At 63.9% G+C, this 23,484-nt stretch carries 20 protein-coding genes; 13 read left to right on the forward strand and 7 right to left on the reverse strand.

The features are described from left to right. Nucleotides 1-233 precede the first annotated feature (233 nt). The 12 genes from N8H22_RS14255 to N8H22_RS14310 all read left to right on the forward strand — a co-directional run bounded on the left by N8H22_RS14255 (nucleotide 234) and on the right by N8H22_RS14310 (nucleotide 14,928). Nucleotides 234-2,411, forward strand: coding sequence for a NosR/NirI family protein (locus N8H22_RS14255; RefSeq protein WP_264591169.1), 2,178 nt, complete (start codon nucleotides 234-236; stop codon nucleotides 2,409-2,411). 75 nt (nucleotides 2,412-2,486) lie between these two features. After that, nucleotides 2,487-4,400 (forward strand): TAT-dependent nitrous-oxide reductase, encoded by a 1,914-nt coding sequence (nosZ, locus tag N8H22_RS14260; protein WP_264591170.1) that lies wholly within the window; start codon nucleotides 2,487-2,489, stop codon nucleotides 4,398-4,400. A gap of 130 nt (nucleotides 4,401-4,530) precedes the next feature. Next, the gene (locus tag N8H22_RS14265) at nucleotides 4,531-5,841 is read left to right on the forward strand and encodes a nitrous oxide reductase family maturation protein NosD (protein ID WP_264591171.1); all 1,311 of its coding nucleotides are present in this window, start codon (nucleotides 4,531-4,533) and stop codon (nucleotides 5,839-5,841) included. Continuing rightward, nucleotides 5,838-6,764: an ABC transporter ATP-binding protein gene (locus tag N8H22_RS14270; RefSeq protein ID WP_264591172.1), complete on the forward strand. Its 927-nt coding sequence runs from the start codon at nucleotides 5,838-5,840 to the stop codon at nucleotides 6,762-6,764. The genes N8H22_RS14265 and N8H22_RS14270 overlap by 4 nt, the downstream gene beginning before the upstream one ends. After that, nucleotides 6,761-7,591 carry an ABC transporter permease gene (locus N8H22_RS14275; protein ID WP_264591173.1) on the forward strand — a complete coding sequence of 277 codons (831 nt, stop codon included), beginning with the start codon at nucleotides 6,761-6,763 and terminating at the stop codon, nucleotides 7,589-7,591. Before N8H22_RS14270 ends, N8H22_RS14275 begins: the two co-directional genes overlap by 4 nt. Before the next feature lie 23 nt (nucleotides 7,592-7,614). Next, on the forward strand, nucleotides 7,615-8,196 hold the full coding sequence (locus N8H22_RS14280; protein WP_264591174.1) for a nitrous oxide reductase accessory protein NosL: 582 nt from the start codon (nucleotides 7,615-7,617) through the stop codon (nucleotides 8,194-8,196). Nucleotides 8,197-8,224: 28 nt separating this feature from the next. Next, complete coding sequence (gene tatA / locus N8H22_RS14285; protein WP_264591175.1) at nucleotides 8,225-8,407, forward strand: twin-arginine translocase TatA/TatE family subunit; 183 nt, start codon at nucleotides 8,225-8,227, stop codon at nucleotides 8,405-8,407. Nucleotides 8,408-8,735: 328 nt separating this feature from the next. Beyond that, on the forward strand, nucleotides 8,736-9,926 hold the full coding sequence (locus tag N8H22_RS14290; protein WP_264591176.1) for an NnrS family protein: 1,191 nt from the start codon (nucleotides 8,736-8,738) through the stop codon (nucleotides 9,924-9,926). Between the two features lie 145 nt (nucleotides 9,927-10,071). Then, entirely contained in the window at nucleotides 10,072-10,815 is a 744-nt protein-coding gene (locus N8H22_RS14295) for an SDR family oxidoreductase (RefSeq protein ID WP_264591177.1), read from the forward strand. Nucleotides 10,816-10,827: 12 nt separating this feature from the next. After that, nucleotides 10,828-11,937, forward strand: a complete 1,110-nt coding sequence (locus tag N8H22_RS14300; RefSeq protein WP_264591178.1) for a methyl-accepting chemotaxis protein — start codon at nucleotides 10,828-10,830, stop codon at nucleotides 11,935-11,937. Between the two features lie 301 nt (nucleotides 11,938-12,238). After that, nucleotides 12,239-13,684 carry a cytochrome-c oxidase, cbb3-type subunit I gene (ccoN, locus tag N8H22_RS14305; protein WP_264591179.1) on the forward strand — a complete coding sequence of 482 codons (1,446 nt, stop codon included), beginning with the start codon at nucleotides 12,239-12,241 and terminating at the stop codon, nucleotides 13,682-13,684. 104 nt (nucleotides 13,685-13,788) lie between these two features. Beyond that, nucleotides 13,789-14,928: an HPP family protein gene (locus tag N8H22_RS14310; protein WP_264591180.1), complete on the forward strand. Its 1,140-nt coding sequence runs from the start codon at nucleotides 13,789-13,791 to the stop codon at nucleotides 14,926-14,928. Nucleotides 14,929-14,954: 26 nt separating this feature from the next. Here the strand turns inward: N8H22_RS14310 and N8H22_RS14315 are convergent, their stop codons facing one another. The 7 genes from N8H22_RS14315 to N8H22_RS14345 all read right to left on the reverse strand — a co-directional run bounded on the left by N8H22_RS14315 (nucleotide 14,955) and on the right by N8H22_RS14345 (nucleotide 21,383). Then, on the reverse strand, nucleotides 14,955-15,815 hold the full coding sequence (locus tag N8H22_RS14315) for a LysR family transcriptional regulator (RefSeq protein ID WP_264591181.1): 861 nt from the start codon (nucleotides 15,813-15,815) through the stop codon (nucleotides 14,955-14,957). A gap of 125 nt (nucleotides 15,816-15,940) precedes the next feature. After that, nucleotides 15,941-17,464, reverse strand: a complete 1,524-nt coding sequence (locus N8H22_RS14320; protein ID WP_272890825.1) for a nitrite reductase — start codon at nucleotides 17,462-17,464, stop codon at nucleotides 15,941-15,943. Continuing rightward, nucleotides 17,455-18,291 (reverse strand): uroporphyrinogen-III C-methyltransferase, encoded by an 837-nt coding sequence (gene cobA, locus N8H22_RS14325; protein WP_264591182.1) that lies wholly within the window; start codon nucleotides 18,289-18,291, stop codon nucleotides 17,455-17,457. The genes N8H22_RS14320 and cobA overlap by 10 nt, the downstream gene beginning before the upstream one ends. A 70-nt stretch (nucleotides 18,292-18,361) precedes the next feature. Continuing rightward, entirely contained in the window at nucleotides 18,362-19,543 is a 1,182-nt protein-coding gene (gene nirJ / locus N8H22_RS14330; protein WP_264591183.1) for a heme d1 biosynthesis radical SAM protein NirJ, read from the reverse strand. 188 nt (nucleotides 19,544-19,731) lie between these two features. Further along, nucleotides 19,732-19,986 carry a cytochrome C oxidase subunit IV family protein gene (locus N8H22_RS14335; RefSeq protein WP_264591184.1) on the reverse strand — a complete coding sequence of 85 codons (255 nt, stop codon included), beginning with the start codon at nucleotides 19,984-19,986 and terminating at the stop codon, nucleotides 19,732-19,734. Between the two features lie 10 nt (nucleotides 19,987-19,996). Beyond that, the gene (locus N8H22_RS14340; RefSeq protein ID WP_264591185.1) at nucleotides 19,997-20,584 is read right to left on the reverse strand and encodes a cytochrome c oxidase subunit 3; all 588 of its coding nucleotides are present in this window, start codon (nucleotides 20,582-20,584) and stop codon (nucleotides 19,997-19,999) included. Then, on the reverse strand, nucleotides 20,568-21,383 hold the full coding sequence (locus N8H22_RS14345; protein WP_346658384.1) for a CbbQ/NirQ/NorQ/GpvN family protein: 816 nt from the start codon (nucleotides 21,381-21,383) through the stop codon (nucleotides 20,568-20,570). The genes N8H22_RS14340 and N8H22_RS14345 overlap by 17 nt, the downstream gene beginning before the upstream one ends. Before the next feature lie 342 nt (nucleotides 21,384-21,725). Between N8H22_RS14345 and N8H22_RS14350 the strand changes: the two genes are divergently transcribed. Continuing rightward, on the forward strand, nucleotides 21,726-23,438 hold the full coding sequence (locus N8H22_RS14350; protein WP_264591186.1) for a nitrite reductase: 1,713 nt from the start codon (nucleotides 21,726-21,728) through the stop codon (nucleotides 23,436-23,438). The last annotated feature ends 46 nt before the right edge of the window (nucleotides 23,439-23,484 follow it).

Raw genomic sequence — 23,484 nt, forward strand, 5'->3', positions numbered from 1 at the left:
GGCCGGCCATTGCGGAATCCCGTCAGGCCCAGGGCGTGGAATAGCGTTCCGCGCGATCTGGCCTAGACTCGACTTAATCATGCGGTCAGATAATCCGTGATAGGGTCGCGACTCGTTGACATGGCTCAATGGAATCGTGACTCCGCGCCCAGGCTTGATTGCAGTCAAGGGGAAAGCGCCAGAGCCTCACCTACCATGCGCCGCACATCCAGCAGTGGAAGTAAGGTAACTTCATGAAACCCCATCGCTTTTCTTTTCGCAGCCTGCTGCGCTCATGGGGGAATGGCCTCGTAATGCTCCTGGCCCTGACGCTCTGTGCCGCGCAGGTACAGGCCAAGGCCTACGAAGTCGAACAACAACGCATTGAGCAGTTCTTTCCCGAAGCCGACTCCATCTCCGAACCGCAGGGCGACTATCAGGTCCGCACCCTGACCAAGGGCGACGAGGTGCTCGGCTATGCCTTCCAGAGCATCCACGTCACTGACATTCCGGCGTACTCCGGTAAGCCGATCAACATGCAGGTGCTGCTCGATCCGCAGGGCACCATCGTTGACGCCTATGTGCTGGAACACCACGAGCCGATCCTGCTGATCGGTATTCCCGAGCAGAAGCTGCACGACTTCAACGCCAAGTACGCTGGCATCAAGGCCAATCAGCGCGTGGTGGTTGGCCGTTCCGGCGATGCCAATGCGGTGACCATCGATGCCGTGACCGGCGCCACCGTTACGGTGATGGTGGTCAACGAGATCGTCATGCGTGCGGCGCACGACGTAGCCGTATCGCTGGGCCTGATCGAGGCGAACGCCAGTGCGCGGGCGAAGCCGGCTACCGTGCGCGAGGACGTTTACCAGCCCGCCAGCTGGGCGGAACTGACCGGCAATGGTGCGATCCGTCGTCTGCGCCTGACCAATGGCCAGATCAACGAAGCCTTCAAGGGCACCGAGGCCGAAGGCGTCGACGAGGCGCCGGCCGAGGAGATCGACGAGACCTTCATCGACCTCTACGTAGCTCAGCTGGATCCGCCGACTATCGGTCGCAACCTGCTGGGTGACAGCCAGTTCCGCTTCCTGCAGGAAGAGCTCAAGCCGGGCGAGCATGCCATCGCGGTGTTGGGCAGTGGCGAGTATTCCTTCAAGGGTTCGGGCTATGTGCGCGGCGGCATCTTCGACCGGGTGCAGCTACGCCAGTTCGGCAACATCATCAGTTTCCGCGACCTGGACTTCCAGCGGCTCAACGATGTGTACGCCGAAGGGATGCCGGACTTCAGCGAGATGGCGATCTTCATCATCCGCGAGCAGGCCGGCTTCGATCCGGGCACGCCGTGGACGCTGGAACTGCTGGTACGCCGCCAGACCGGCCCGACCAGCGGCATGTTCACCAGCTTCGAGCTGCCCTACCAGATGCCCGAGGACTACATCGAGCGGCCGCAACCCACCGCTGAAGAGCTGGCCGCCATCGAGGAAGCCAATCGTCCGATGTGGCTGAACATCTGGTACCAGAAGAGCTTTCAGATCGGCGTGATCGTCGCGGCGCTGCTGCTGCTGACGGTGATCCTCTTCCTGCAGGACAAGTTCACCCAGAAACCGCATTTCCTCCACTGGCTGCGCCGTGGCTACCTGGTGTTCACCGTGGTGTTCATTGGCTGGTACGCGCTGGGGCAGCTGTCGGTGGTCAACGTGCTGACCTTCGTCCACGCGCTGTTCCAGGACTTCCGCTGGGAGCTGTTCCTCTCCGATCCGGTGATCTTCATCATCTGGACCTTCACCGCCGGCAGCATCCTGCTCTGGGGCCGTGGCGTGTTCTGCGGCTGGCTGTGCCCGTTCGGTGCGTTGCAGGAGCTGATCAACGAAGCCTCGCGCAAGCTGAAGATTCCGCAGTACGAGCTGCCCTTCGCCGTGCATGAGCGGCTCTGGGCGATCAAGTACATCGTCTTGCTGGTGCTGTTCGGCATTTCGCTGGAGTCCATGTCGATGGCCGAGCAGGCCGCCGAGGTCGAGCCGTTCAAGACCGCCATCACCCTCAAGTTCGACCGCCAGTGGTGGTTCGTCGCCTACGCGGTGTTCCTCCTGGTGATCAATATCTTCACCCGCAAGGTGTACTGCCGCTACGTCTGCCCGCTGGGCGCGGCGCTGGCGATTCCCACCAAGCTGCGTCTGTTCGACTGGCTCAAGCGCCGCAAGGAGTGTGGCAACCCCTGCCAGCTGTGCGCCAAGGAATGCGAGATCCAGGCGATCCATCCGGACGGCCACATCAATGCCAACGAGTGCCACTACTGTCTCGATTGCCAGATGACCTATCACAACGAGAACAAGTGTCCGCCGCTGGTGAACAAGAACAAGCGCAAGAAACGCGACAAGAAGGCCCCGGCCGAACCTGCATTGATCCCCGTAGTGCAAGTGGTGGAACCCTGAGTGACCGCCCGCGGGCGCGCCGCTCGAAACTGGTCGTCTGACCTGAGTGTGAAAGCGATAAGGAGCAAGACCCCCATGAGTGACAAGAGCAAGAACAATCCCGAAACGCTGGAGAAGGGTGGCCTCAGTCGCCGCGGCTTCCTCGGCGCAACCGCCATGACGGGCGCGGCCGTTGCCGCCACTGCCCTGGGCACCTCCGTCATGACCCGCGAGTCCTTCGCGGCGGCAGTCAAGGACGCTCAGTCCAAGATTCACGTCGGACCGGGCGAGCTGGACGAGTACTACGGCTTCTGGAGCGGCGGCCACCAGGGCGAAGTACGCGTACTGGGCGTGCCGTCGATGCGCGAGCTGATGCGTATCCCGGTATTCAACGTCGATTCGGCTACCGGCTGGGGTCTGACCAATGAGAGTAAGGCGGTGCTGGGTGACAGCTCCAAGTTCCTCAACGGTGACTGCCACCACCCGCACATCTCCATGACCGACGGCAAGTACGACGGCAAGTACCTGTTCATCAACGACAAGGCCAACACCCGCGTCGCCCGTATCCGCCTGGATATCATGAAGTGCGACAAGATCCTCACCGTGCCGAACTGCCAGGCGATCCACGGCCTGCGTCTGCAGAAGGTGCCGCACACCAAGTACGTGTTCGCCAACGCCGAATTCGTCATCCCGCACCCGAACGACGGCAAGGTGTTCGACCTGCAGGATGAGAACAGCTACACCATGTACAACGTGATCGACGCCGAAAAGATGGAAATGGCGTTCCAGATCATCGTCGACGGCAACCTCGATAACACCGACGCCGACTACACCGGCCGTTTCGCCGCCTCCACCTGCTACAACTCGGAGAAGGCCTACGACCTGGGCGGCATGATGCGCAACGAGCGCGACTGGGTGGTGGTGTTCGACATCCACGCCGCCGAAAAAGCGGTCAAGGCTGGCAAGTTCATCACCCTCGGCGACTCCAAGGTGCCGGTGCTCGACGGTCGCAAGAAGGGCGACAAGGACAGCGAGTTCACCCGCTACATTCCGGTGCCGAAGAATCCGCACGGCTGCAACACCTCGCCGGACGGCAAGTACTTCATCGCCAACGGCAAGCTGTCGCCGACCTGCTCGATGATCGCCATCGACATGCTGCCCGACCTGTTCGCCGGCAAGCTCAAGGACCCGCGTGATGTTGTCGTCGGCGAGCCGGAGCTGGGTCTTGGCCCGCTGCACACCACCTTCGATGGTCGCGGCAACGCCTACACCACGCTGTTCATCGACAGCCAGCTGGTCAAGTGGAACATGGAAGACGCGGTGCGCGCCTACAAGGGCGAGAAGGTCAACTACATCCGCCAGAAGCTGGACGTGCACTACCAGCCGGGCCACAACCACGCGTCGCTGTGCGAAACGCGCGAAGCGGACGGCAAATGGGTCGTCGTGCTGTCGAAGTTCTCCAAGGACCGCTTCCTGCCGACCGGCCCGCTGCATCCGGAAAACGATCAGCTGATCGACATTTCCGGCGACGAGATGAAGCTGGTGCACGACGGCCCGACCTTCGCCGAGCCGCACGACTGCATCATGGCCCGCCGCGACCAGATCAAGACCAAGAAGATCTGGGACCGCAACGATCCGTACTTCGCCGGCACCGTGGAGATGGCCAAGAAAGACGGCATCAACCTGGAAACCGACAACAAGGTCATCCGCGACGGCAACAAGGTGCGCGTGTACATGACCTCGATGGCGCCGGCCTACGGCGTCACCGAGTTCACCGTCAAGCAGGGCGATGAAGTCACCGTGACCATCACCAACATCGACCAGATCGAGGACGTGTCCCACGGTTTCGTCATGGTCAACCACGGTGTGAGCATGGAGATCAGCCCGCAGCAGACCTCTTCCATTACCTTTGTGGCCGATAAGCCCGGTCTGCACTGGTACTACTGCAGCTGGTTCTGCCACGCGCTGCACATGGAAATGGTCGGCCGCATGATGGTCGAGCCGGCGTAAGCCGAACTTCCCGTCCGGCCTCAGGCCGGGCGGGAATCCTTGCAAACGAATCCCTTGTATTTGCACCGGCAGGCTTGCCGGCGCCTTGAAACACCCGCAATCTGCCTGGACGCTGAATAAGGTAACTGTCGTGCTCAGATCTCAGGCTACCGACGTGCTCGCCCCGTGGGCACTCTGCATTCTTTTTCTCTTCAGTGGCGTGGCCCAGGCGGCGCCGCAACCGATCACCGCTCTGCCGTTGCAGGCCGAGGGTGAGAATCGCTGGCGACTGCCGGCCGGCGAATACGCCGGGCAGTTCCGCATCGACGAACCGATGCACCTGCGCTGCGAGCCAGGTGCCATTCTCCAGGCGCAGGGCGAAGGCAATGCGCTGAGCATCGGCGCGCCCGACGTGACGGTCGAGGGCTGCACGCTGCTCGATTGGGGACGCAACCTCACCGACATGAACTCCGGCCTGTTCATCGAGCGTACTGCGCATGGCGTGCAGATCAGCGATAGCCGCCTGGAGGGTGCCGGCTTCGGCATCTGGGTCGACGGCGCGCGTGACGTCAAGCTGCTCCGCAACCGCATCGTCGGCGACGCCAGCGTGCGCTCGCAGGATCGCGGCAACGGCATTCACCTGTATGCCGTGAGTGGCGCGCGGGTCATCGGCAACCATGTCCGCGAAGCGCGCGATGGCATCTACATCGACACCTCCAACGGTAATCACCTGGAGGGCAACGTCCTTGAGGACCTGCGTTATGGCGTGCACTACATGTTCGCCAACGACAACAGCGTGATCGACAACGTCACCCGGCGCACCCGCACCGGTTATGCGCTGATGCAGAGCCGCAAGCTGACGGTGATCGGCAACCGTTCCGAGCAGGATCAGAACTACGGCATCCTGATGAACTACATCACCTACTCGACGCTCAAGGACAACTTCGTCAGCGACGTGCAGCGCGGCGACACTGGTGGCGACACCATGATCAGCGGTGGCGAAGGCAAGGCGCTGTTCATCTATAACTCGCTGTTCAACAGCATCGAGAACAACCACTTCGAGAGGAGTTCGCTGGGTATCCATCTGACCGCCGGCTCGGAGGACAACCGTATCGCCGGCAACGCCTTCGTCGGCAATCAGCAGCAGGTCAAGTACGTGGCCACCCGCACCCAGGAATGGTCGCAGGAGGGGCGCGGCAATTACTGGAGCGACTATCTGGGCTGGGATCGCAACGACGACGGCCTGGGCGATGTCGCCTACGAGCCCAACGACAACGTCGATCGGCTGCTGTGGATGTATCCGCAGGTACGTCTGCTGATGAACAGCCCGAGCATCGAGGTGCTGCGCTGGGTGCAGCGGGCCTTCCCGGTCGTCAAGTCACCGGGGGTGCAGGACAGCCACCCGCTGATGAAGATACCCACAGAAAAACTCTTAACCGCCAAGCAGGAACCAACGTCATGAACGCCGTCGAGATCCAGGGCGTAAGCCAGCGTTACGGCAGCATGACCGTGCTGCACGATCTGAACCTCAGTCTTGGTGAGGGCGAGGTACTGGGGCTGTTCGGCCACAACGGTGCCGGCAAGACCACTAGCATGAAACTGATTCTCGGGCTGCTGGCGCCGAGCGAAGGCCAGGTGCGTGTGCTTGGCCGTGAGCCGAACGACCCGCAGGTGCGCCGTCAGCTGGGCTATCTGCCGGAGAACGTGACCTTCTATCCGCAGCTGAGCGGCCGCGAAACCCTGCGTCACTTCGCTCGCCTGAAGGGGGCCGCGCCGAAGCAAGTCGATGAGCTGCTGGAACAGGTCGGCCTGGCCCATGCTGCCGACCGCCGGGTGAAAACCTACTCCAAGGGCATGCGCCAGCGTCTCGGCCTGGCGCAGGCGCTGCTCGGCGAGCCGCGTCTGCTGTTGCTCGATGAGCCCACCGTCGGCCTCGACCCGATCGCCACTCAGGATCTGTACGTGCTGGTCGACCGTCTGCGCCGTCAGGGCACCAGCATCATCCTCTGTTCCCACGTGCTGCCAGGCGTCGAATCGCACATCAATCGTGCGGCGATCCTCGCCAAAGGCCGTCTGCAGGCCGTGGGCAGCCTGGCCCAGCTGCGCGCCGAAGCCGGACTGCCGGTGCGCATCCGCGCCAGCGGCATCAGCGAGAGCGAAAGCTGGCTGGAGCGCTGGAGTGCCGCCGGTCACAGTGCCCGCACGCTGAGCGAGACCAGCATCGAGGTGGTGGCGGTCAATGGCCACAAACTGGTGCTGCTGCGCCAGTTGCTCGGCGAGGGTGAGCCGGATGACATCGAGATCCACCAGCCGTCGCTGGAGGATCTGTACCGCTACTACATGGAACGCGCCGGCGATGTGCGTGCCGAGGAGGGCCGCCCATGAACCAGGTCTGGAACATTGCCCGCAAGGAACTCAGCGATGGCCTGCGCAACCGCTGGCTGCTCGCAATCAGTCTGCTCTTCGCCGTGCTTGCGGTAGGGATCGCCTGGCTTGGCGCGGCGGCCTCGGGGCAGCTGGGCTTCACCTCGATTCCGGCGACCATCGCCAGTCTGGCCAGCTTGGCCACCTTCCTCATGCCGCTGATCGCGCTGCTACTGGCCTACGACGCCATCGTCGGCGAGGACGAAGGCGGCACCCTGATGCTGCTGCTGACCTATCCGCTGGGTCGCGGGCAGATCCTGCTCGGCAAGTTCGTCGGGCATGGGCTGATCCTCGCCTTGGCGGTGCTGATCGGCTTCGGCTGCGCCGCGCTGGCGATCGCTGTGCTGGTCGAAGACATCGAGCTGGGCCTGCTGCTCTGGGCATTCGGCCGCTTCATGATCTCCTCGACGCTGCTTGGCTGGGTGTTCCTCGCGCTGGCTTACGTGCTCAGCGGCAAGGTCGGCGAGAAATCCAGCGCTGCCGGGCTGGCGCTCGGCGTCTGGTTCCTCTTCGTGCTGGTGTTCGACCTGGTGCTGCTGGCGCTGCTGGTGCTCAGCGAGGGCAAGTTCAACCCCGAGTTGCTGCCGTGGCTGCTGCTGCTCAATCCCACCGACATCTATCGACTGATCAACCTGTCCGGTTTCGAAGGCAGCGGCAGCGCCATGGGCGTGCTGTCGCTGGGCGCCGACCTGCCGGTGCCTGGCGCGGTGCTCTGGCTATGCCTGCTGGCCTGGGTCGGGGTGTCGCTGCTGCTGGCCTACGGAATGTTCCGGCGGCGTCTGACGTGATCTGCATCTACAAGGAGATGAACATGAATCGGCTTTATCGCACCGGCGCCCGCGCGCTGCTCGTTCTGGCACTGGGTCTGGGGCTCGCTGCTTGTGGCGAGAAGGAGGAGGTCCAGCAGAAGCTCGACCCGGTCGCATTCCATGACAGTGACGAATGTCACGTGTGCGGCATGATCATCAGTGATTTTCCCGGCCCCAAGGGCCAGGCGGTGGAGAAGGGCGGCGTGAAGAAGTTCTGCTCCACGGCGGAGATGCTCGGCTGGTGGCTGCAGCCGGAGAATCAGCTGCTGAACGCCAAGCTGTACGTGCACGACATGGGGCGCAGCGAGTGGGAGCAACCTGACGACGCGCATCTGATCGATGCCACCAGCGCCTACTATGTGGTCGGCACGTCGCTCAAGGGCGCGATGGGCGCGACGCTGGCCAGTTTCGCCGACGAGGCGGCGGCGCAGAAGCTCGCCGCCGAGCATGGCGGCAGGGTGCTGCGTTTCGAGCAGATCGACCAGGCGTTGCTACAGGAGGCCGCGAGCATACAGCATGGCGCGATGCACGGCGGCCATACGCCGGTACAGGTACAACACGACAATGCACACGCCGGTCACTGACCGTCGTTAACACAACCGAGGTGAGCAAATGATGGGTATCAGCATCTGGCAACTTCTGATCATTCTTCTGATCGTCGTCATGCTGTTCGGCACCAAACGCCTGCGCGGCCTGGGTTCGGATCTGGGCAGCGCGATCAGCGGCTTTCGCAAGTCGGTGAGTGAAGGCGACAGCGTCGCCCAGAGCGAATCGATCAAGCACGACGTCAAGTAAAACCACTAGGGCCGTTCCCGCGGCCCGCCAGCCGTTCTGCGCCAATCTTGCGCTCGCGCCGTCCGCTGCCGCTGTGGCCGGCGCGGACATTGCGCTTTCTCCTTCCGCTGCCCAGCGGCAGCGTCTTTGTGCCATTTGCCCGTCGACACCCCCGCCAATGGTCGCTTTCCCGCCGTCTCAGAAAAAAGCTGATTGCAATCAAGTCTGCCGGGGGGGCCTAACCTGTAGAAAGTAACCCTGGCTCCCGAGGTCGTGGGAGCACACATGGTTCCGGCTCGCCCCTCACAAAAGCGTGCCAGCCGGACGTGAGAAAGTTCTGGAGGCCTCCGTGCAAGTTATCGATCGGCGAACAGCCCTGAGTATCCCGCCCGTCTGGCGACTCGCGTTTCGCCCGTTCTTCCTCGCTGGTAGCGTTTATGCGCTGCTGGCGATTCCGCTCTGGGTCGCCGCCTGGACTGGTCTGTGGCCGGGCCTGCAACCCACCGGCGGCTGGCTCGCCTGGCACCGTCACGAGATGCTCTTCGGCTTCGCCATGGCCATCGTCGCCGGCTTCCTGCTTACCGCGGTGCAGACCTGGACCGGCCAGGTAGCCCCGTCCGGCAACCGTCTCATGGCGCTGGCACTGATCTGGCTGGCGGCACGCCTTGGCTGGTTGTTCGGCTTGCCGCTGGCGCTGCTGATTCCGCTGGAACTGCTGTTCCCGCTCGCACTGGCGGTACTCATGGCGCAGATGCTTTGGGCGGTACGGCAGAAGCGCAACTATCCGATTGTGGTGGTGCTGTCGCTGATGACTGCGGTCGACGCATTGCTGCTGGTGGGGCTGGCGCGGGGCGATGACGGACTGCAGCGCCAGGGTGTGCTCGCCGGTCTGTGGCTGGTGGCGGCGCTGATGGCCTTGATCGGCGGACGGGTGATTCCGTTCTTCACTCAGCGCGGTTTGGGTTGGGTCGAAGCGATCAAGCCGTGGGTATGGCTGGACGTTGTGCTGCTGGTCGGCACCGGCGTGATCGCCGTGTTGCATGCGCTGGGCCTGGCCCTGCAGGCGCATCCCCTGCTGGGTGTACTGTTCGCCGCCATTGGTATCGGCCATCTGCTGCGCCTGGCGCGCTGGTACGACAAGGGCATCTGGCGCGTCCCGCTGCTGTGGTCGCTGCACATGGCGATGCTATGGCTAGTGGTGGCGGCGTTCGGTCTGGCCCTGTGGAACTTCGGCGTGCTGGCCAGTTCCAGCCCGTCGCTGCATGCACTGAGCGTCGGCTCCATGAGCGGGCTGATTCTGGCGATGATCGCGCGCGTCACTCTTGGCCACACCGGCCGGCCGCTGCAGCCGCCGGCGGGTGTCACCGCCGCCTTCGTGCTGTTCAACCTCGGCACCGCTGCGCGCGTATTCCTTACGGCGGCCTGGCCGGTCGGCGGCCTCTGGCTGGCAGCTCTGTGCTGGACGCTGGCCTTCATCATCTACGCCTGGCGCTACGCGCCGATGCTGGTCCGCGCCCGCGTGGACGGCCATCCGGGTTGATTGACAGGCGTCGGCCGTTGCGCCGGCGCCGCGATACGACGGGCCAACAGGCGTTGTCCGTCTTGCTTATCTACCGCACCAATCCGCTGCCGCTCCGATGCGGAGGCAGCTTTGGACTCGGCCGCGCCGAGCAATGGAGAAAACGATGAAAAGCGAGTTTCTGGATCGTCTGGCGGTGGTCACCGGCGCCAGTTCCGGTATCGGCCTGGCCCTGTGCACCGAGCTGTTGCAGCGTGGCGCACGAGTACTGGCGATGTCGCGTACGCTGGGCGGTCTCGAGCCGTTGCAGCAGACCTATCCAGAGCAGCTGTCCTGGCTGTCGGGCGACGTGACCAATGCTGACGATCTGCAGCGGTTGTGCAAGCGAGCCGCAGAGCTGGGACCGGTCAGCTATCTGGTCCCCAATGCCGGTATCGCCGAACTGGCCTGCAGCCTCGACCTGCAGGCCTTCGACCGGCAGTGGGCGGTCAACGGCGCCGGTGCGCTGAATACGCTGAGCGCGTTGCGTGGCGAACTGGCGAAGCCGGCTTCGGTGGTCTTCATCGGTACCTTCCTGACTCGCTCGACGTTTCCCGGCCTGGCCGCCTATATCGCCAGCAAGGCGGCGTTGGCCGCACACGCACGGACGCTGGCGGTGGAATTCGCGCCGCTGGATGTACGCATCAACATGGTGTCGCCGGGGCCGACCGCGACGGCGATCTGGGGCACGCTCGGGCTGACCGACGACCAGCTCGACGAGGTCGCCGAGGGCGTCACCAAGCGCCTGTTGCCGGGACATTTCCTCGAGTCGTCGGCGGTGGCCAACGTCATTCTGTTCCAGCTCTCGCAAGGCGCGCGTGGCGTCTATGGCCAGGATTGGGTGGTCGACAACGGCTACACCGTCAGCTGAAGGAGCACCCAGATGTGGTTCAAGTGGAAGAACACGGCCGGTCGCCTGCAGCAGGAGCTGAACGCATTACAGAGCCGGCATGCCGAGCAGTCCGCACGCGTCGCTGCGCTCGAGCAGCGGTTGCACGCCGCCGAGGCGGACAGTCAGCACCGCCAACGCCAACTCGACTATTACCGTGGCGTATCGGCCAAGCTGATCCGCTTCAGCACTTCGGTGGCACATCTGGGTGAGTCCTTCGAGTTTCTCACCGGACAGCTGGGCGAGAACAAGGCGCGCGCCGGTGAGGTTGCCGCCGCGGCGCTGAGCAACCAGAAGCACTTCGGCGAGTTGCAAGGCAAGGCCGCGGAGATGGAAAGCGGGCTGGATCTGGCCTCGCACAAGGTCGACACGCTGGCCGAGCGCTCGCAGGAGATCAATGGCATCGTCGATCTCATCAGCGGCATCGCCAGCCAGACCAACCTGCTGGCGCTGAATGCGGCGATCGAGGCGGCGCGCGCCGGTGATGCCGGGCGCGGTTTCGCGGTAGTCGCCGGGGAGATTCGCAGCCTGGCGGAAAAGACCGCACTGGCGACCGATGACATCGTGCGCAAGATCGGTGAAGTGCAGGCTGAAATCCGCAACGTGCATGACTACATCCAACTGCAGGGCAGCCACGCTCAGGGCTTCAACCGGACCACCGAACAGGCGGTCGAAGCGATGCGCACGCTCTACCAGCTGGCCGGCGCAATGCGCGAGAGCAGTGCGGCGTCGTCTTTCCGTTCGGGTATCGAACTGGCCAACCTCGACGAGCTGTCGCTCAAGTTCGTGGTGTACAACCACCTGCTCGGCGACCGGGCCCAGCAGACGCCGCAGCTGCCGAGCGAACACGACTGCCGCTTCGGCCGTTGGTACTACGGCGAGGACAACCGCGACATCCAGGCGCTGGACTGCTTCCGCCAGATCGAGCGACCGCACACCGCGGTGCATGCCCAGGGGCAGGCTGCCCTGGATGCGTTCGCGCACAATGCGCTGGAAACCGCGCTGCACCATCTCGGCCAGATGGAGGACGCCAACCTGGAGGTTATGCGTATCGTCACCGCCGTGGTCGAGCAGTACGAGCAGAGTGTCAGGCGGGCCGCCTGATTCACGAGGTCGCCGCAGGCGATCTACGGCGTTTTGTGAGCCTCGAAAAGTGGGGCTTCAGTGCAATAATGCAAAATTATTGCGTTGATCGAGCAATACTATTCGTTAGAGATTATTCAAATCCCCACTGACAATGTGCAGGCATCCCGTCTGCGCGGCAAGCCGTCGCGCTCGACATGAACCGGTCCCCTGGAGGAGTGGCGAGCGGATGCGGCGTGCCGGTCCGTCGACCATTGCAAGCGTTGCGCTAGCAGATTTCGATGTTCGTTCACTGGCGCCTGCATCGGCCCGCCCAGCGAGCATGAGCGAACTGCACAACACCCCTGAGCCAATTGCCTACAACTACCGCGTGGTGCGGCAGTTCACCCTGATGACGTTGGTCTGGGGCGTGCTTGGTATGGGGCTGGGGGTGTTCATTGCCGCACAGTTGGTATGGCCGCAGCTGAATTTCGACCTGCCGTGGACCAGCTTCGGCCGGCTGCGGCCGATCCATACCAATCTGGTGATCTTCGCCTTCGGTGGCGGTGCGCTGTTTGCCGCTTCCTTCTACATCGTCCAGCGCACCAGCCATGCCCGTCTGATTTCCGATCGGCTGGCCGCCGTGGTGTTCTGGGGCTGGCAGGCGGCCTGCGTGGCAATGCCGATCAGCTATGCGCTGGGTTACACCACGTCCAAGGAATACGCCGAGATGGAGTGGCCGATCGCCCTGTGGGTCACGCTGATCTGGGTGCTCTATGCCTATCTGTTCTTCGGCACCATCGCCCGCCGCCGGCTGCGCCACATCTATGTCGGCAACTGGTTTTTCGGCGCCTTCATCATCGTCACCGGCATGGTGCACATCATCAACCACGCGCTGATTCCGGTGAGCCTGCTCAAGTCCTACTCGCTGTACTCGGGCGCCACCGACGCGATGGTGCAGTGGTGGTACGGCCACAGCGTGGTGGGCTTCATCCTGTCGGTGGGCTTTCTCGGGATGATGTACTACTTCGTGCCCAAGCAGGCGGGGCGGCCGATCTACTCGTACCGTCTGTCGATCGTGCATTTCTGGGCGATCATCTCGATCTACATCTGGGCCGGTCCGCACCATCTGCATTACACCGCGCTGCCGGACTGGGCGCAGAGCCTCGGCATGGCCATGTCGATCATCCTGCTGGCGCCAAGTTGGGGCGGCATGATCAACGGCATGATGACGCTCTCCGGCGCCTGGCATAAGTTGCGCACCGACCCGATCCTGCGCTTTCTGGTCGTCTCGCTGGCGTTCTACGGCATGTCCACTTTCGAAGGCCCGATGATGGCGATCAAGACGGTCAACGCGCTGTCGCACTACACCGACTGGACCATCGGCCATGTACATGCCGGGGCGCTGGGTTGGGTGGCGATGATTTCCATTGGCTCGCTGTATCACCTGATCCCACGGCTGTGGGGCCGCGAGCAGATGCACAGCATCGGCCTGATCAACGCGCACTTCTGGCTGGCCACCATCGGCACGGTGCTCTACATCGCCTCGATGTGGGTCAACGGCATCACCCAGGGCCTGATGTGGCGGGCGATCAACGAGGACGGCACGCTGACCTACTCCTTCGTCGAAGCGCTGGAGGCCAGCCACCCCGGTTACCTGGTGCGCATGCTCGGCGGCGCGGTCTTCGCCACCGGCATGCTGCTGATGGCCCTGAACACCTGGCTGACTGTTCGCAGCACCGCTAGCGAGCGCCTGCCGAAGGCGGTACCGCTGGCCGCCGGCGGCTGAGCGCCAGACGACTTTCCCGACTCCTCCCTGGTCCAAGGACGGACATTTTTTACCCGCACCCGCCGGCAACGCCTTACGCCCGGTTTCGACTCATAGCAGGAACAATGCACGACTCTCTCGCCCTCTGGTTTCGCTCGTTCATCCCCACCCCGCTGAATGCTTCCCCGAAAGAATGGCTGCGCGCCGCCCTCGGTGTCGCCATCGTCATGCCGCTGGTGTTCTGCACTGGCTACTGGTTGGTCGGCAGCTCGCTAACTTTGCAGATCATGGGGCCGGCAGGCGCATCGGCGGTGCTGGTGTTCGTCGCGCCATCCAGTCCGTTCGCCCAGCCGTGGTCACTGCTGGCCGGCAACCTGCTCGCTGCGCTGATCGGCATCGGCCTGGGCATGAGCGGCTTGCCCAGCGTGGTGTCGCTCGCGCTGGCAGCATGCCTGTCGCTGCTCGGCCTGTTTTACCTGCGCTGCCTGCACCCGCCGAGCATCGCGCTGGCACTGGTGGCAGCGGTCGGCAGTCCGGAGCTGCATCGGCTGGGCTTCATGCTGCTCGGCCCGGTGCTGTTCTATTCGCTACTGCTGGTGGCGGTCGCGCTGCTCTACAACAACCTCACCGGGCACCCGTACCCGAAGCCGCGGCTGAGCCGCGAAAACAGCCACCATACTCGCGACCTGCCGCCTGGCGAGCGCATGAGCTTCACCCACGACGATGTCGACCGGGCGCTGCAGGAGTTCGGCGAATATGTCGACGTCACCCGCGACGATCTGGAACGGCTGATCAAGCAGACCGAGAAGCACGCCCTGCGTCGCAGCATGGGCGAGATCACCGCGGCGCACGTGATGTCACGCGACCTGTATTGGCACACGCCGGATACCTTCATCGAGCAGGCCTGGCAGACCTTGCAGGCGCATCGCCTGCGTTCGCTGCCGGTAGTGCAGGGCGACGATCACCGGCTGGTCGGCATCGTCACCCAGGTGGACCTGCTCAAGCACTTCCACCCGCGTCCGGGGCGGCTCAGTTTCGGCCAGCTGAATTTCCTGCGCGGCACCAAGTTGCGCGCGATCATGAGCTCCCTGGTGGTATCGGTGACGGCCGATACGCATATGGTCGAGCTGGTCTATCTGCTGTCCGATCTTGGATTGCACTGCCTGCCGGTGGTCGATACGCAGCAGCGCCTGGTGGGCATGATCACGCAGACTGACCTGATCGCCGCGCTCTACCGCAACTGGCTCAAGCAGCTGCCGGATTGAGCGACGCCAGGCCCGACTCTCGGTGCTCAGATCTCGTAGTACCAGCGTGACCAGTCGTAATCGTCGAGGGCGACTTCGCGCAGCAGTTCGATGGCCTTGACCAGCGCCGGCGATTCGCTGGCGCGAGCGTGGACCAGGTAGATCGGGTAGGAAAACTCCGGCGCCTGTTCCACCCGCTTGAGGATGCCTTCTTCCAGATAGCGCTGCACTACGCGGGTGCGGAAGTAGCCGCGGCCACCGCACTGCACCAGATACTGCAGCGCTAGCGGGCCGAGGCTGAAGGACAGCGCGGCGCGGGTGCATTCTGGCAACGCCTGATTGTGCTGCTTGCGGAACGCTGGGCCCCAGTCGACGTACAGATACGGGTCGGGATTCTCGGTCTGCACCACCTGGATCAGTTTTTCCTCCAGCAGCTGCTCGATCTGCAGGCCCGGCCAGTATTCGGGCTGGTGCACCAGTGCGGCGTCGAGCACGCCGAGGTCGAGCTTCTTCTGCAGCTCTTCGCCGCTGCCGACCTCCAGTCGCACCGCATGGCTCGACAGGCTCTGGCGCAGGCGCTGGACCCACGCCAGCATCAGTGGGTTGCACAGGCTCACCTCGGAGCCGAGCGTCAGCAGCTTGCCGCCGCCCTGGGACAGCGGCAGGTCGCGGCGCGCGGCTTCCCAGGTCTGTACCAGTTGGTTGGCATAGGCAACGAAGCGCTCGCCATCATCGGTCAGTCGCGCGCCGGCGCGGTTGCGCACGAACAACCGGCAGCCGAGCTGGCCTTCGAGGTTGTGCACCCGCGCGGTCACGGCCGTCTGGGTGATGTGCATGCGCTCGGCGGCACCGATGAAGCTGCCGCTGCGGATGATCTCGAGAAAGGTACGGGCAAGATCGATATCCACGGATGCCTTCAGTGCAAAGAAAGTGATTTGACTGAGGATTGTATAGCGGTTGCGGTGAATCCGCGGTTGCGACGTTCGGCTAGGTCGCGGCGCTCCGCGCGGGAGCGCGGAGCGGGCAGGATGAGCTAGTGCGAGGTGCCTTCGGCGAACTCGATCTTGTTGCCGACGTTGTACTTGCCCGAAGGCTTGTTCATCGGCAGACGCTTGATCTCCTCCAGCGTGTTGGCGTCGTAGACGATCAGCGCGCCCTCGGTGTCCCAGACGCTGAGCAGGGCATAGCGGCCGTCGTTGGTGAACTCCACGTGGGCGGCGTTCTTGCCCGGCATTGGCCGCAGGGTATGGGCGACCTCCAGGCTCTGCTTGTCGATCAGGTGCACGGCGTCATTGTTCGGGCCGAAGAACACGTCGGTCCAGGCGTAGGGCGAGTTCTGCTGGCTGCGCATGAAGAAGCCCGGGCCCTCGGTGGGGATCTCCTTGATCAGCTTCCAGGTCTCCAGGTCGAGCACCGAGATCAGTCCCTTGCTGACGTTCGGCGTGGCGAATACCCACTTGCCGTCGCGCTTCCAGTAGATCCCCGAGCCTAGGTGCGGCATGCCCGGCAGCGGAATGTCGGTGACCGCCTGGCCGCTGTCGAGGTCGATCACCTGGCCGCCATGGGCCTGGCGCGAGGTGGCCAGCAGGTGGCTGTAGTCAGGCGTGAAGGAGAAGTCGTCCAGGAAATCCTTGGCCTTGATCCGCCGTGGCTCGAAGGTCGGTTCGCCGGCATAGGACAGTTCCCAGGCCTCCTTCACGTCCTTCAGGGCGACCACGAAACTGTTGCGCGGCGGCGCGGTATAGACGGCGCTGACCCGCGACGGCGTGCCGTCTTCGCCTACCGTTGGGATGTGCTTGATCAGTGACAGGTCGCGGGCGTCGAGCAGCACCAGATTGCCCGGCAGGTAATTGCCTACCAGTACCCAGCGGCCGTCGTTACTCACCGCAAGGTTGCGGGTGTTCAGCCCGGCGCGGACTTCGGCGACCTTGGTCAGGTTGTGCAGGTCGTACTGGCTGATCCAGCCGTCACGCGAGGCGAAATAGACGAAACGCCCGTCCGGGGAGAACTTCGGCCCGCCGTGCAGGGCAAAGTGCGACTGGAAGCGAGTCAGTGGCTCGAAGCGATCGCCGTCGAGGATGGTCACGTGATGGTCGCCGGCTTCCACCACGACGAAGAGGTTCAGCGGGTCGGCGCCATGCTGCGGCGTGGTCGGCAGCTTGGACAGATCGGCGAGCATCCGATGACTGCCGCGGATGTCCGCGTCGCTCCAGCTCGGCGGGGTTGCCGGCGGCTGGTACAGGTAGCTCACCAGACTGGCAATCTGCGTCTCGTCGAGCACGTCGGCGTAGGCGGCCATCTGGCTTGCCGCGCGTCCTTCGCGGATCACCTTGTGTGCCTCGGCGGGCTTGATCCGGCTGAGGCTCTCGGGCAACAGGGCCGGACCGGCGCCGCCCAGGCGGTTGACGCCATGGCAGCTCTGGCAGTGCTGTTCGTACAGCGCCTGGGCGTCCGCTGGAAGATCGGCTGCCGCCGCGCGGGGAATGGCCATGTCGAGCGCGACAAAGGTGGCGGCCGGCAGTGCGGCAGCCAGGAGTAGGGCGGGAATCAGCTGCATACGGCCTCCGATTCGCGGGCCACTTCGCTGCGCAGGTGTGCCGGATACTCGACCTGCCGGCCATCGAACAGGCCGACCACCTGGCCGATCACCGTGAGGGTCGGCGGCGTCAGCTGTTTCTCATCGGCCATGTGCGGCAGCTGCTTGAGCGTGCAGCGCACCACCTGCTGGTCCTGACGGGTGCCGTTGCCGATCAGCGCGGCGGGGGTGTCCACCGGCAGTCCGGAGGCGATCAGGTTGCGCGAGATCTCGCCGAGGCTGGCCAGCCCCATGTAGAACACCAGGGTCTGCTTGCTCTCGGCCAGGGCATTCCACGGCAGGTGCAGTTCACCGTTCTCCTGCAGGTGGCCGGTGATGAACTGGCACGAATGCGCCAGGTCACGGTGGGTCAGCGGGATGCCGGCGTAGGCGCTGCAGCCAGCGGCGGCGGTGATGCCTGGCACTACCTGGCAGTCGATGCCGCGCTCGAGCAGGTATTCGAGTTCTTCGGCGCCACGGCCGAAGATGAACGGATCGCCACCCTTCAGACGCACCACGCGCTTGTTCTGCAGCGCCAGGTCGACCAGCAGCTGGTTGATCTCCGGTTGCGGCAGGCTGTGGTAGCCGCTGGTCTTGCCGACGTAATGGCGGCTGCAGCTGGTCGGCAGCAGGGCCATCAGGCCATCGCTGACCAGACGGTCATAGACCACCGCATCGGCCTGTTGCAGCAGGCTCCAGGCGCGCAGGGTGAGCAGGCCGGGATCTCCCGGGCCGGCACCGACCAGGGCGACTTCGCCGGGGGCGAACGAGGCGCTCAGCGAAGCGGGTAGCGTGATTGGCTGGTCCATGGGCTCTCCTGAAAATTCTCATCGGGCTGCGGTGTGGCGCTACGCGGCACTTGCCGGCTGCTGTAGTGGATCAAATGGCGATGCTGGGAATGCATTGCGGCGTGGGTACGCCGATTTCTTCGTCGGACAGGTAGCAGCCGGGGTCTTCGCCCCAGAGGTTGCCTTCGGCCCAGGCGCGGGTGCGAGTATTGCCGTTGCAGATCGACAGCCAGCGGCAACCGGCGCAACGGCCTTCGACCGCGCGTGGATGCTGGCGCAGCTGCTGCAGCAGGGGCTGCGGCTGGTCCAGCCAGATCTCGCGAAAGCTCTGCTTGCGCACGTTGCCGACCGTGTGTTGCCACCAGTAGGTGTCCGGATGGACGTCGCCGATGTTGTCGATGTTGGCGATGCCGCTGCCGGATGCGTTGCCGCCCCAGGCGCGCAGCATGCCTTCCAGGCGGTCGCGGTGCTCTGGCAGGTTCTGCTCGACCCATTGCAGCAGCAGGATGGCATCGGCGTCGTTGTTGCCGCTGACGAAGTCGGTGTCGCGGCCGTGCTGCACATCATCCCAGGCCTGCTCGAACAGCTGGCGCATGGCGTCGCGGGTCATCTGGTGGTGGGCGTCGGCCTTGCGGCTGCGCTTGCCGCGCCCGCTGTAATTGAGGTGCGAGAGGTAGAACTTCTGCACATCGTGCTCGCGCATCAGCTCCAGGATCGCCGGCAGCTGGGGGTAGTTGTTCTGCGTCAGGGTAGTGCGCAGGCCGACGCGAATGTCGTGCTGACGGCACAGGTCGATGGCGTGCATGGACGCGGCGAAGCTGCCCTTGAGCTGGCGCCAGTCGTCGTGCACCGCTTCCAGACCGTCGATGCTGATGCCGACGTAGTCGTAGCGGGCGGCGACGATCTGCGCGATGTTGCGCTCATCGATCAGCGTGCCGTTGGTCGACAGGGCGACGAAGAAGCCCTTGTCACGTGCATAGTCGGACAGCTCGAAGATGTCCTTGCGCAGCAATGGCTCGCCGCCGGAAAGGATCAGCACGCGCACGCCGGCAGCGTGCAGGTCGTCGATCACCCGCAGCGCTTCGGCGGTGTCCAGCTCGTCACGGAACTCGCTGTCGGCGGAGGTGGCGTAACAGTGCTTGCAGGTCAGGTTGCAGCGGCGCAGCAGGTTCCAGATCACCACTGGCGGACGGGCGCCCACGGTACTGCGGGCGCCGAGTACGGGGGTGGTCGGCCGGGCCAGGGCGCGCAGGTAATGGCTGATTCTCAACATGAGCGTCTCTCCTCATGGAGCGTGGGGCTCCTTGGGCGCGTCACGCGTGGTGGCGTGCTTCGATGGGTGCAGGATCACTGAGCGCCGGCGGGCTATCCTTGATCGGAAACAATAAATGACCGGATATGCCGTCGCCGCGCCAGTGCGGCGCGACGTGCGGTGGGGGAGATTTGTCGGCGGGAGGGGGGTTAGGCGCGCAGCATCAGCGCCAGCACGACCACGGCGATCAACAGCGGCCAGGCCAGCAGCAGCAGGCGCCACAGGCGCGGCGCATGGCGCAGCTCCATGAAGCCTTCGGTGATCAGCCAGGCCTTGCCCAGCGCCACCAGCAGGATCGCGGCGCCGAGCAGCAGGGTCGAGCCGGAGCTGCCGAGCAGCACGGTGGCAACGGAGAGCAGAGCCAGCCCCAACCAGCACCCGATCAGGACTTTCGAAGCGGACATGGCGACCTCGTCAGTTCAGTACGTAGACCAGCGGAAACAGCAGCACCCAGACCAGATCGACCATGTGCCAGTACAGCACGCCGGATTCCAGGCCACCGCAGTGATCCGGTGTATAGGCGCGACGCCGGCAGCGCTCGGCCATCCAGCCGAGGATCACCATGCCCAGCAGCACATGCAGGAAGTGAAAGCCGGTAAGGATCCAGTACAGGGTGAAGAATCGGTTGTGCTCGAGATCCAGCCCGAGTCCCGCCAGATGGCCGTACTCGTTCAGCTTGAGTACGACATAGATGCACGACGTCAGCAGTGCCGCGCCCAGCAACAGGGCCGCGCGGCCCTGGCGGTCCTGGCGCACCTGTTCCACCGCCAGCGCGGCGAATAGCCCCGAACTCAGCAAGCTGAGCGTCAAGGCCAGGCCGATAGAGCTATCCAGGCTCTGGCGACTCTCGGCGAACAGCGCCGGATCGAGCAGTTGCGTCACGGCAAAGGCGACGATCAGGATGGCGAAGACGGTCAGCTCGGCCAGGATGAAGAACCACATCGCCAGATCGCCGGGCAGCCGCCGCCCCGGGCTGGCGAGTACCTCAGCCGAAGTGGACATCGACCACATCCATCAGCGCGGCGACGGTTTGCGGGTCATCCGACAGCGGCTCGGCCAGACAGGCCAGGCAGGCCTGACGCGGCGTCATGCCGGAGCGGATCATCCGCGCGGTAAAGATCAGCAGGCGGGTGGAGGCGACTTCTTCCAAGTCATGCTGCTCGAGGCGACGCAGCGCCTGGCCGAGCTTGACCACCTGCGCGGCCAATGCCGGTTCGACCTGGGCCTCATTGGCGACGATGCGTTCCTCCTCGGCTTGCGGCGGGTAGTCGAAGCGCATGGCGACGAAGCGCTGGCGGGTGCTGGGCTTCATGCCCTTGAGCAGGTTCTGGTAACCGGGGTTGTAGGACACCACCAGCATGAAGCCGGGCGGCGCCTTGAGCGCCTCGCCGGTGCGTTCGATGAACAGCTCGCGGCGATCGTCGGCCAGCGGGTGCAGCACCACGGCGGTGTCCTGGCGCGCTTCGACCACTTCGTCGAGGTAGCAGATACCACCCTCGCGCACTGCACGGGTCAGCGGGCCGTCCTGCCACCAGGTGCCCTGGGAGCCGATCAGGTGGCGACCGACCAGATCGGCGGCGGAGAGGTCGTCATGGCAGGCAACGGTATACAGCGGCAGGTCCAGACGATGGGCCATGTGCTGGACGAAGCGGGTCTTGCCGCAGCCGGTCGGCCCCTTGATCAGCACGGGCATGCCGTGGCGCCAGGCCTGCTCGAACAGGGCTTCTTCATTGCCCAGCGCTTGGTAGAAGGGGGCGTCCGGCATGCCAGCAGCTACGGTCAGGATTTCAGGCGCATTCACAGGCAATACCTCACTGCGGCAGTTGGTTAATCTCGGTGGCCAAACTACCGCTCACCTCGTGCCCTCTCAAGCCATCCGCCGGCAAAGCTTGATTGCGGTCAAGTCTTGCTCGGATTGGCAGCCATCGGTCCGTTATTCGGTACTCCTCGCGCGCGGAGTCGGGCTATCGTCCCCCGCGACAAGGCGTCACGCCCCGGGGGTGTGGGGGTGTCTCTTGATTGTCGTCAAGCGTTTCCGGATTCGGCCTCTCCTAGGATGCAATCGCACCAAACAAGTACCCGGGAACTGCCGCACCGCCGTCACTAGCAGGAATCGCATGAGGCGATTCAGAGGAGAAACCGTATGAGCAAACCAATTCTGGCAGGCGTCATCGCCGGCCTTTCGATGCTCGCTCTGGGCATCGCCCAGGCACAGGACAATCCGGAAGAAAAGGCCGAAGCGGCCTACAAGGGCCAGGCGTCCGCCATTGATCCTGCCAGTGCACAGGTTGTGCATTCGCCGGGCGCACCGGATCTTTCCGCTGCCGAATTCGAGCAGGCCAAGGAAATCTACTTCCAGCGCTGCGCCGGCTGCCACGGCGTGCTGCGCAAGGGCGCAACCGGCAAGCCGCTGACGCCGGACATCACCCAGGAGCGTGGCCAGGCCTACCTGGAGGCGCTGATCACCTACGGCTCGCCTGCCGGTATGCCGAACTGGGGTACCTCCAACGCGCTGACCAAAGACCAGATCACGCTGATGGCCAAGTACATCCAGCACACTCCGCCGACTCCGCCGGAGTGGGGCATGCCGGAGATGAAGAACTCCTGGAAGGTGCTGATCAAGCCGGAAGATCGTCCGAAGAAGCAGCTGAACAAGCTGAACTTGCCGAACCTGTTCTCCGTCACCCTGCGTGACGACGGCAAGATTGCGCTGATCGACGGTGACACCAAGAAGATCGTCAAGACCATCGACACCGGCTATGCCGTACACATCTCGCGCATGTCCGCTTCGGGTCGCTACCTGCTGGTTATCGGTCGGGACGCCAAGATCGACATGATCGACCTGTGGGGCAAGGAGCCGGTGAAGGTCGCCGAGATCAAGGTCGGCATCGAGGCCCGCTCGGTGGAAACCTCCAAGTACAAGGGCTACGAGGATAAGTACGTGATCGCTGGCGACTACTGGCCGCCGCAGTTCACCATCATGGATGGCGAAACCCTGGAGCCGCTGCAGATCGTCTCCACCCGTGGCATGACTGTCGGCACTCAGGAATACCACCCGGAACCGCGCGTCGCGGCGATCATCGCCTCGCACGAGCATCCGGAATTCATCGTCAACGTCAAGGAAACCGGCAAGGTCATGCTGGTCAACTACGAAGACATCAACAACCTGACCACCACCATGATCGGCACCGCGCCGTTCCTGCATGACGGTGGCTGGGACGTGAGCCACCGCTACTTCATGACGGCGGCGAACAACTCCAACAAGGTGGCGGTGATCGACTCGAAAGACCGCAAGATGGCGGCGTTGGTCGATGTCGGCAAGATCCCGCACCCGGGACGCGGGGCGAACTTCATACACCCGAAATTCGGACCGGTATGGGCTACCAGCCACTTGGGTGACGAAACCATCTCGCTGATCGGCACCGACCCCGAGAAGAACGCAGCGCACGCCTGGAAAGTGGTCGAGACTCTGAAAGGGCAGGGTGGCGGTTCGCTGTTCATCAAGACCCATCCGAAGTCCAAGCACCTGTACCTGGATACCACCTTCCACCCGGATGCGAAGATCAGCCAGTCGGCCGCGGTATTCGACATCAACAACCTGGCGGCGGGCTACAAGGTGCTGCCGATCGGCGAGTGGGCCGGCCTGAAGGAAGGCGCCAAGCGTGTGGTACAGCCTGAGTACAACGAGGCTGGCGACGAGGTCTGGTTCTCGGTCTGGAATGGCCAGGAAGAGGAATCGGCCATCGTCGTGGTAGACGACAAGACGCTAGAACTCAAAACAGTGATCAAGGACAAAAGGTTGATTACCCCAACCGGTAAATTTAACGTCCACAACACTCAGTACGACGTTTACTGAGCCCACCTGGGGGCGGGCCTCAAGATCCGCCCCCGATTAGCCTTGA

The sequence above is a fragment of the Stutzerimonas sp. S1 genome (assembly GCF_025966695.1).
Lineage (GTDB): Bacteria > Pseudomonadota > Gammaproteobacteria > Pseudomonadales > Pseudomonadaceae > Stutzerimonas.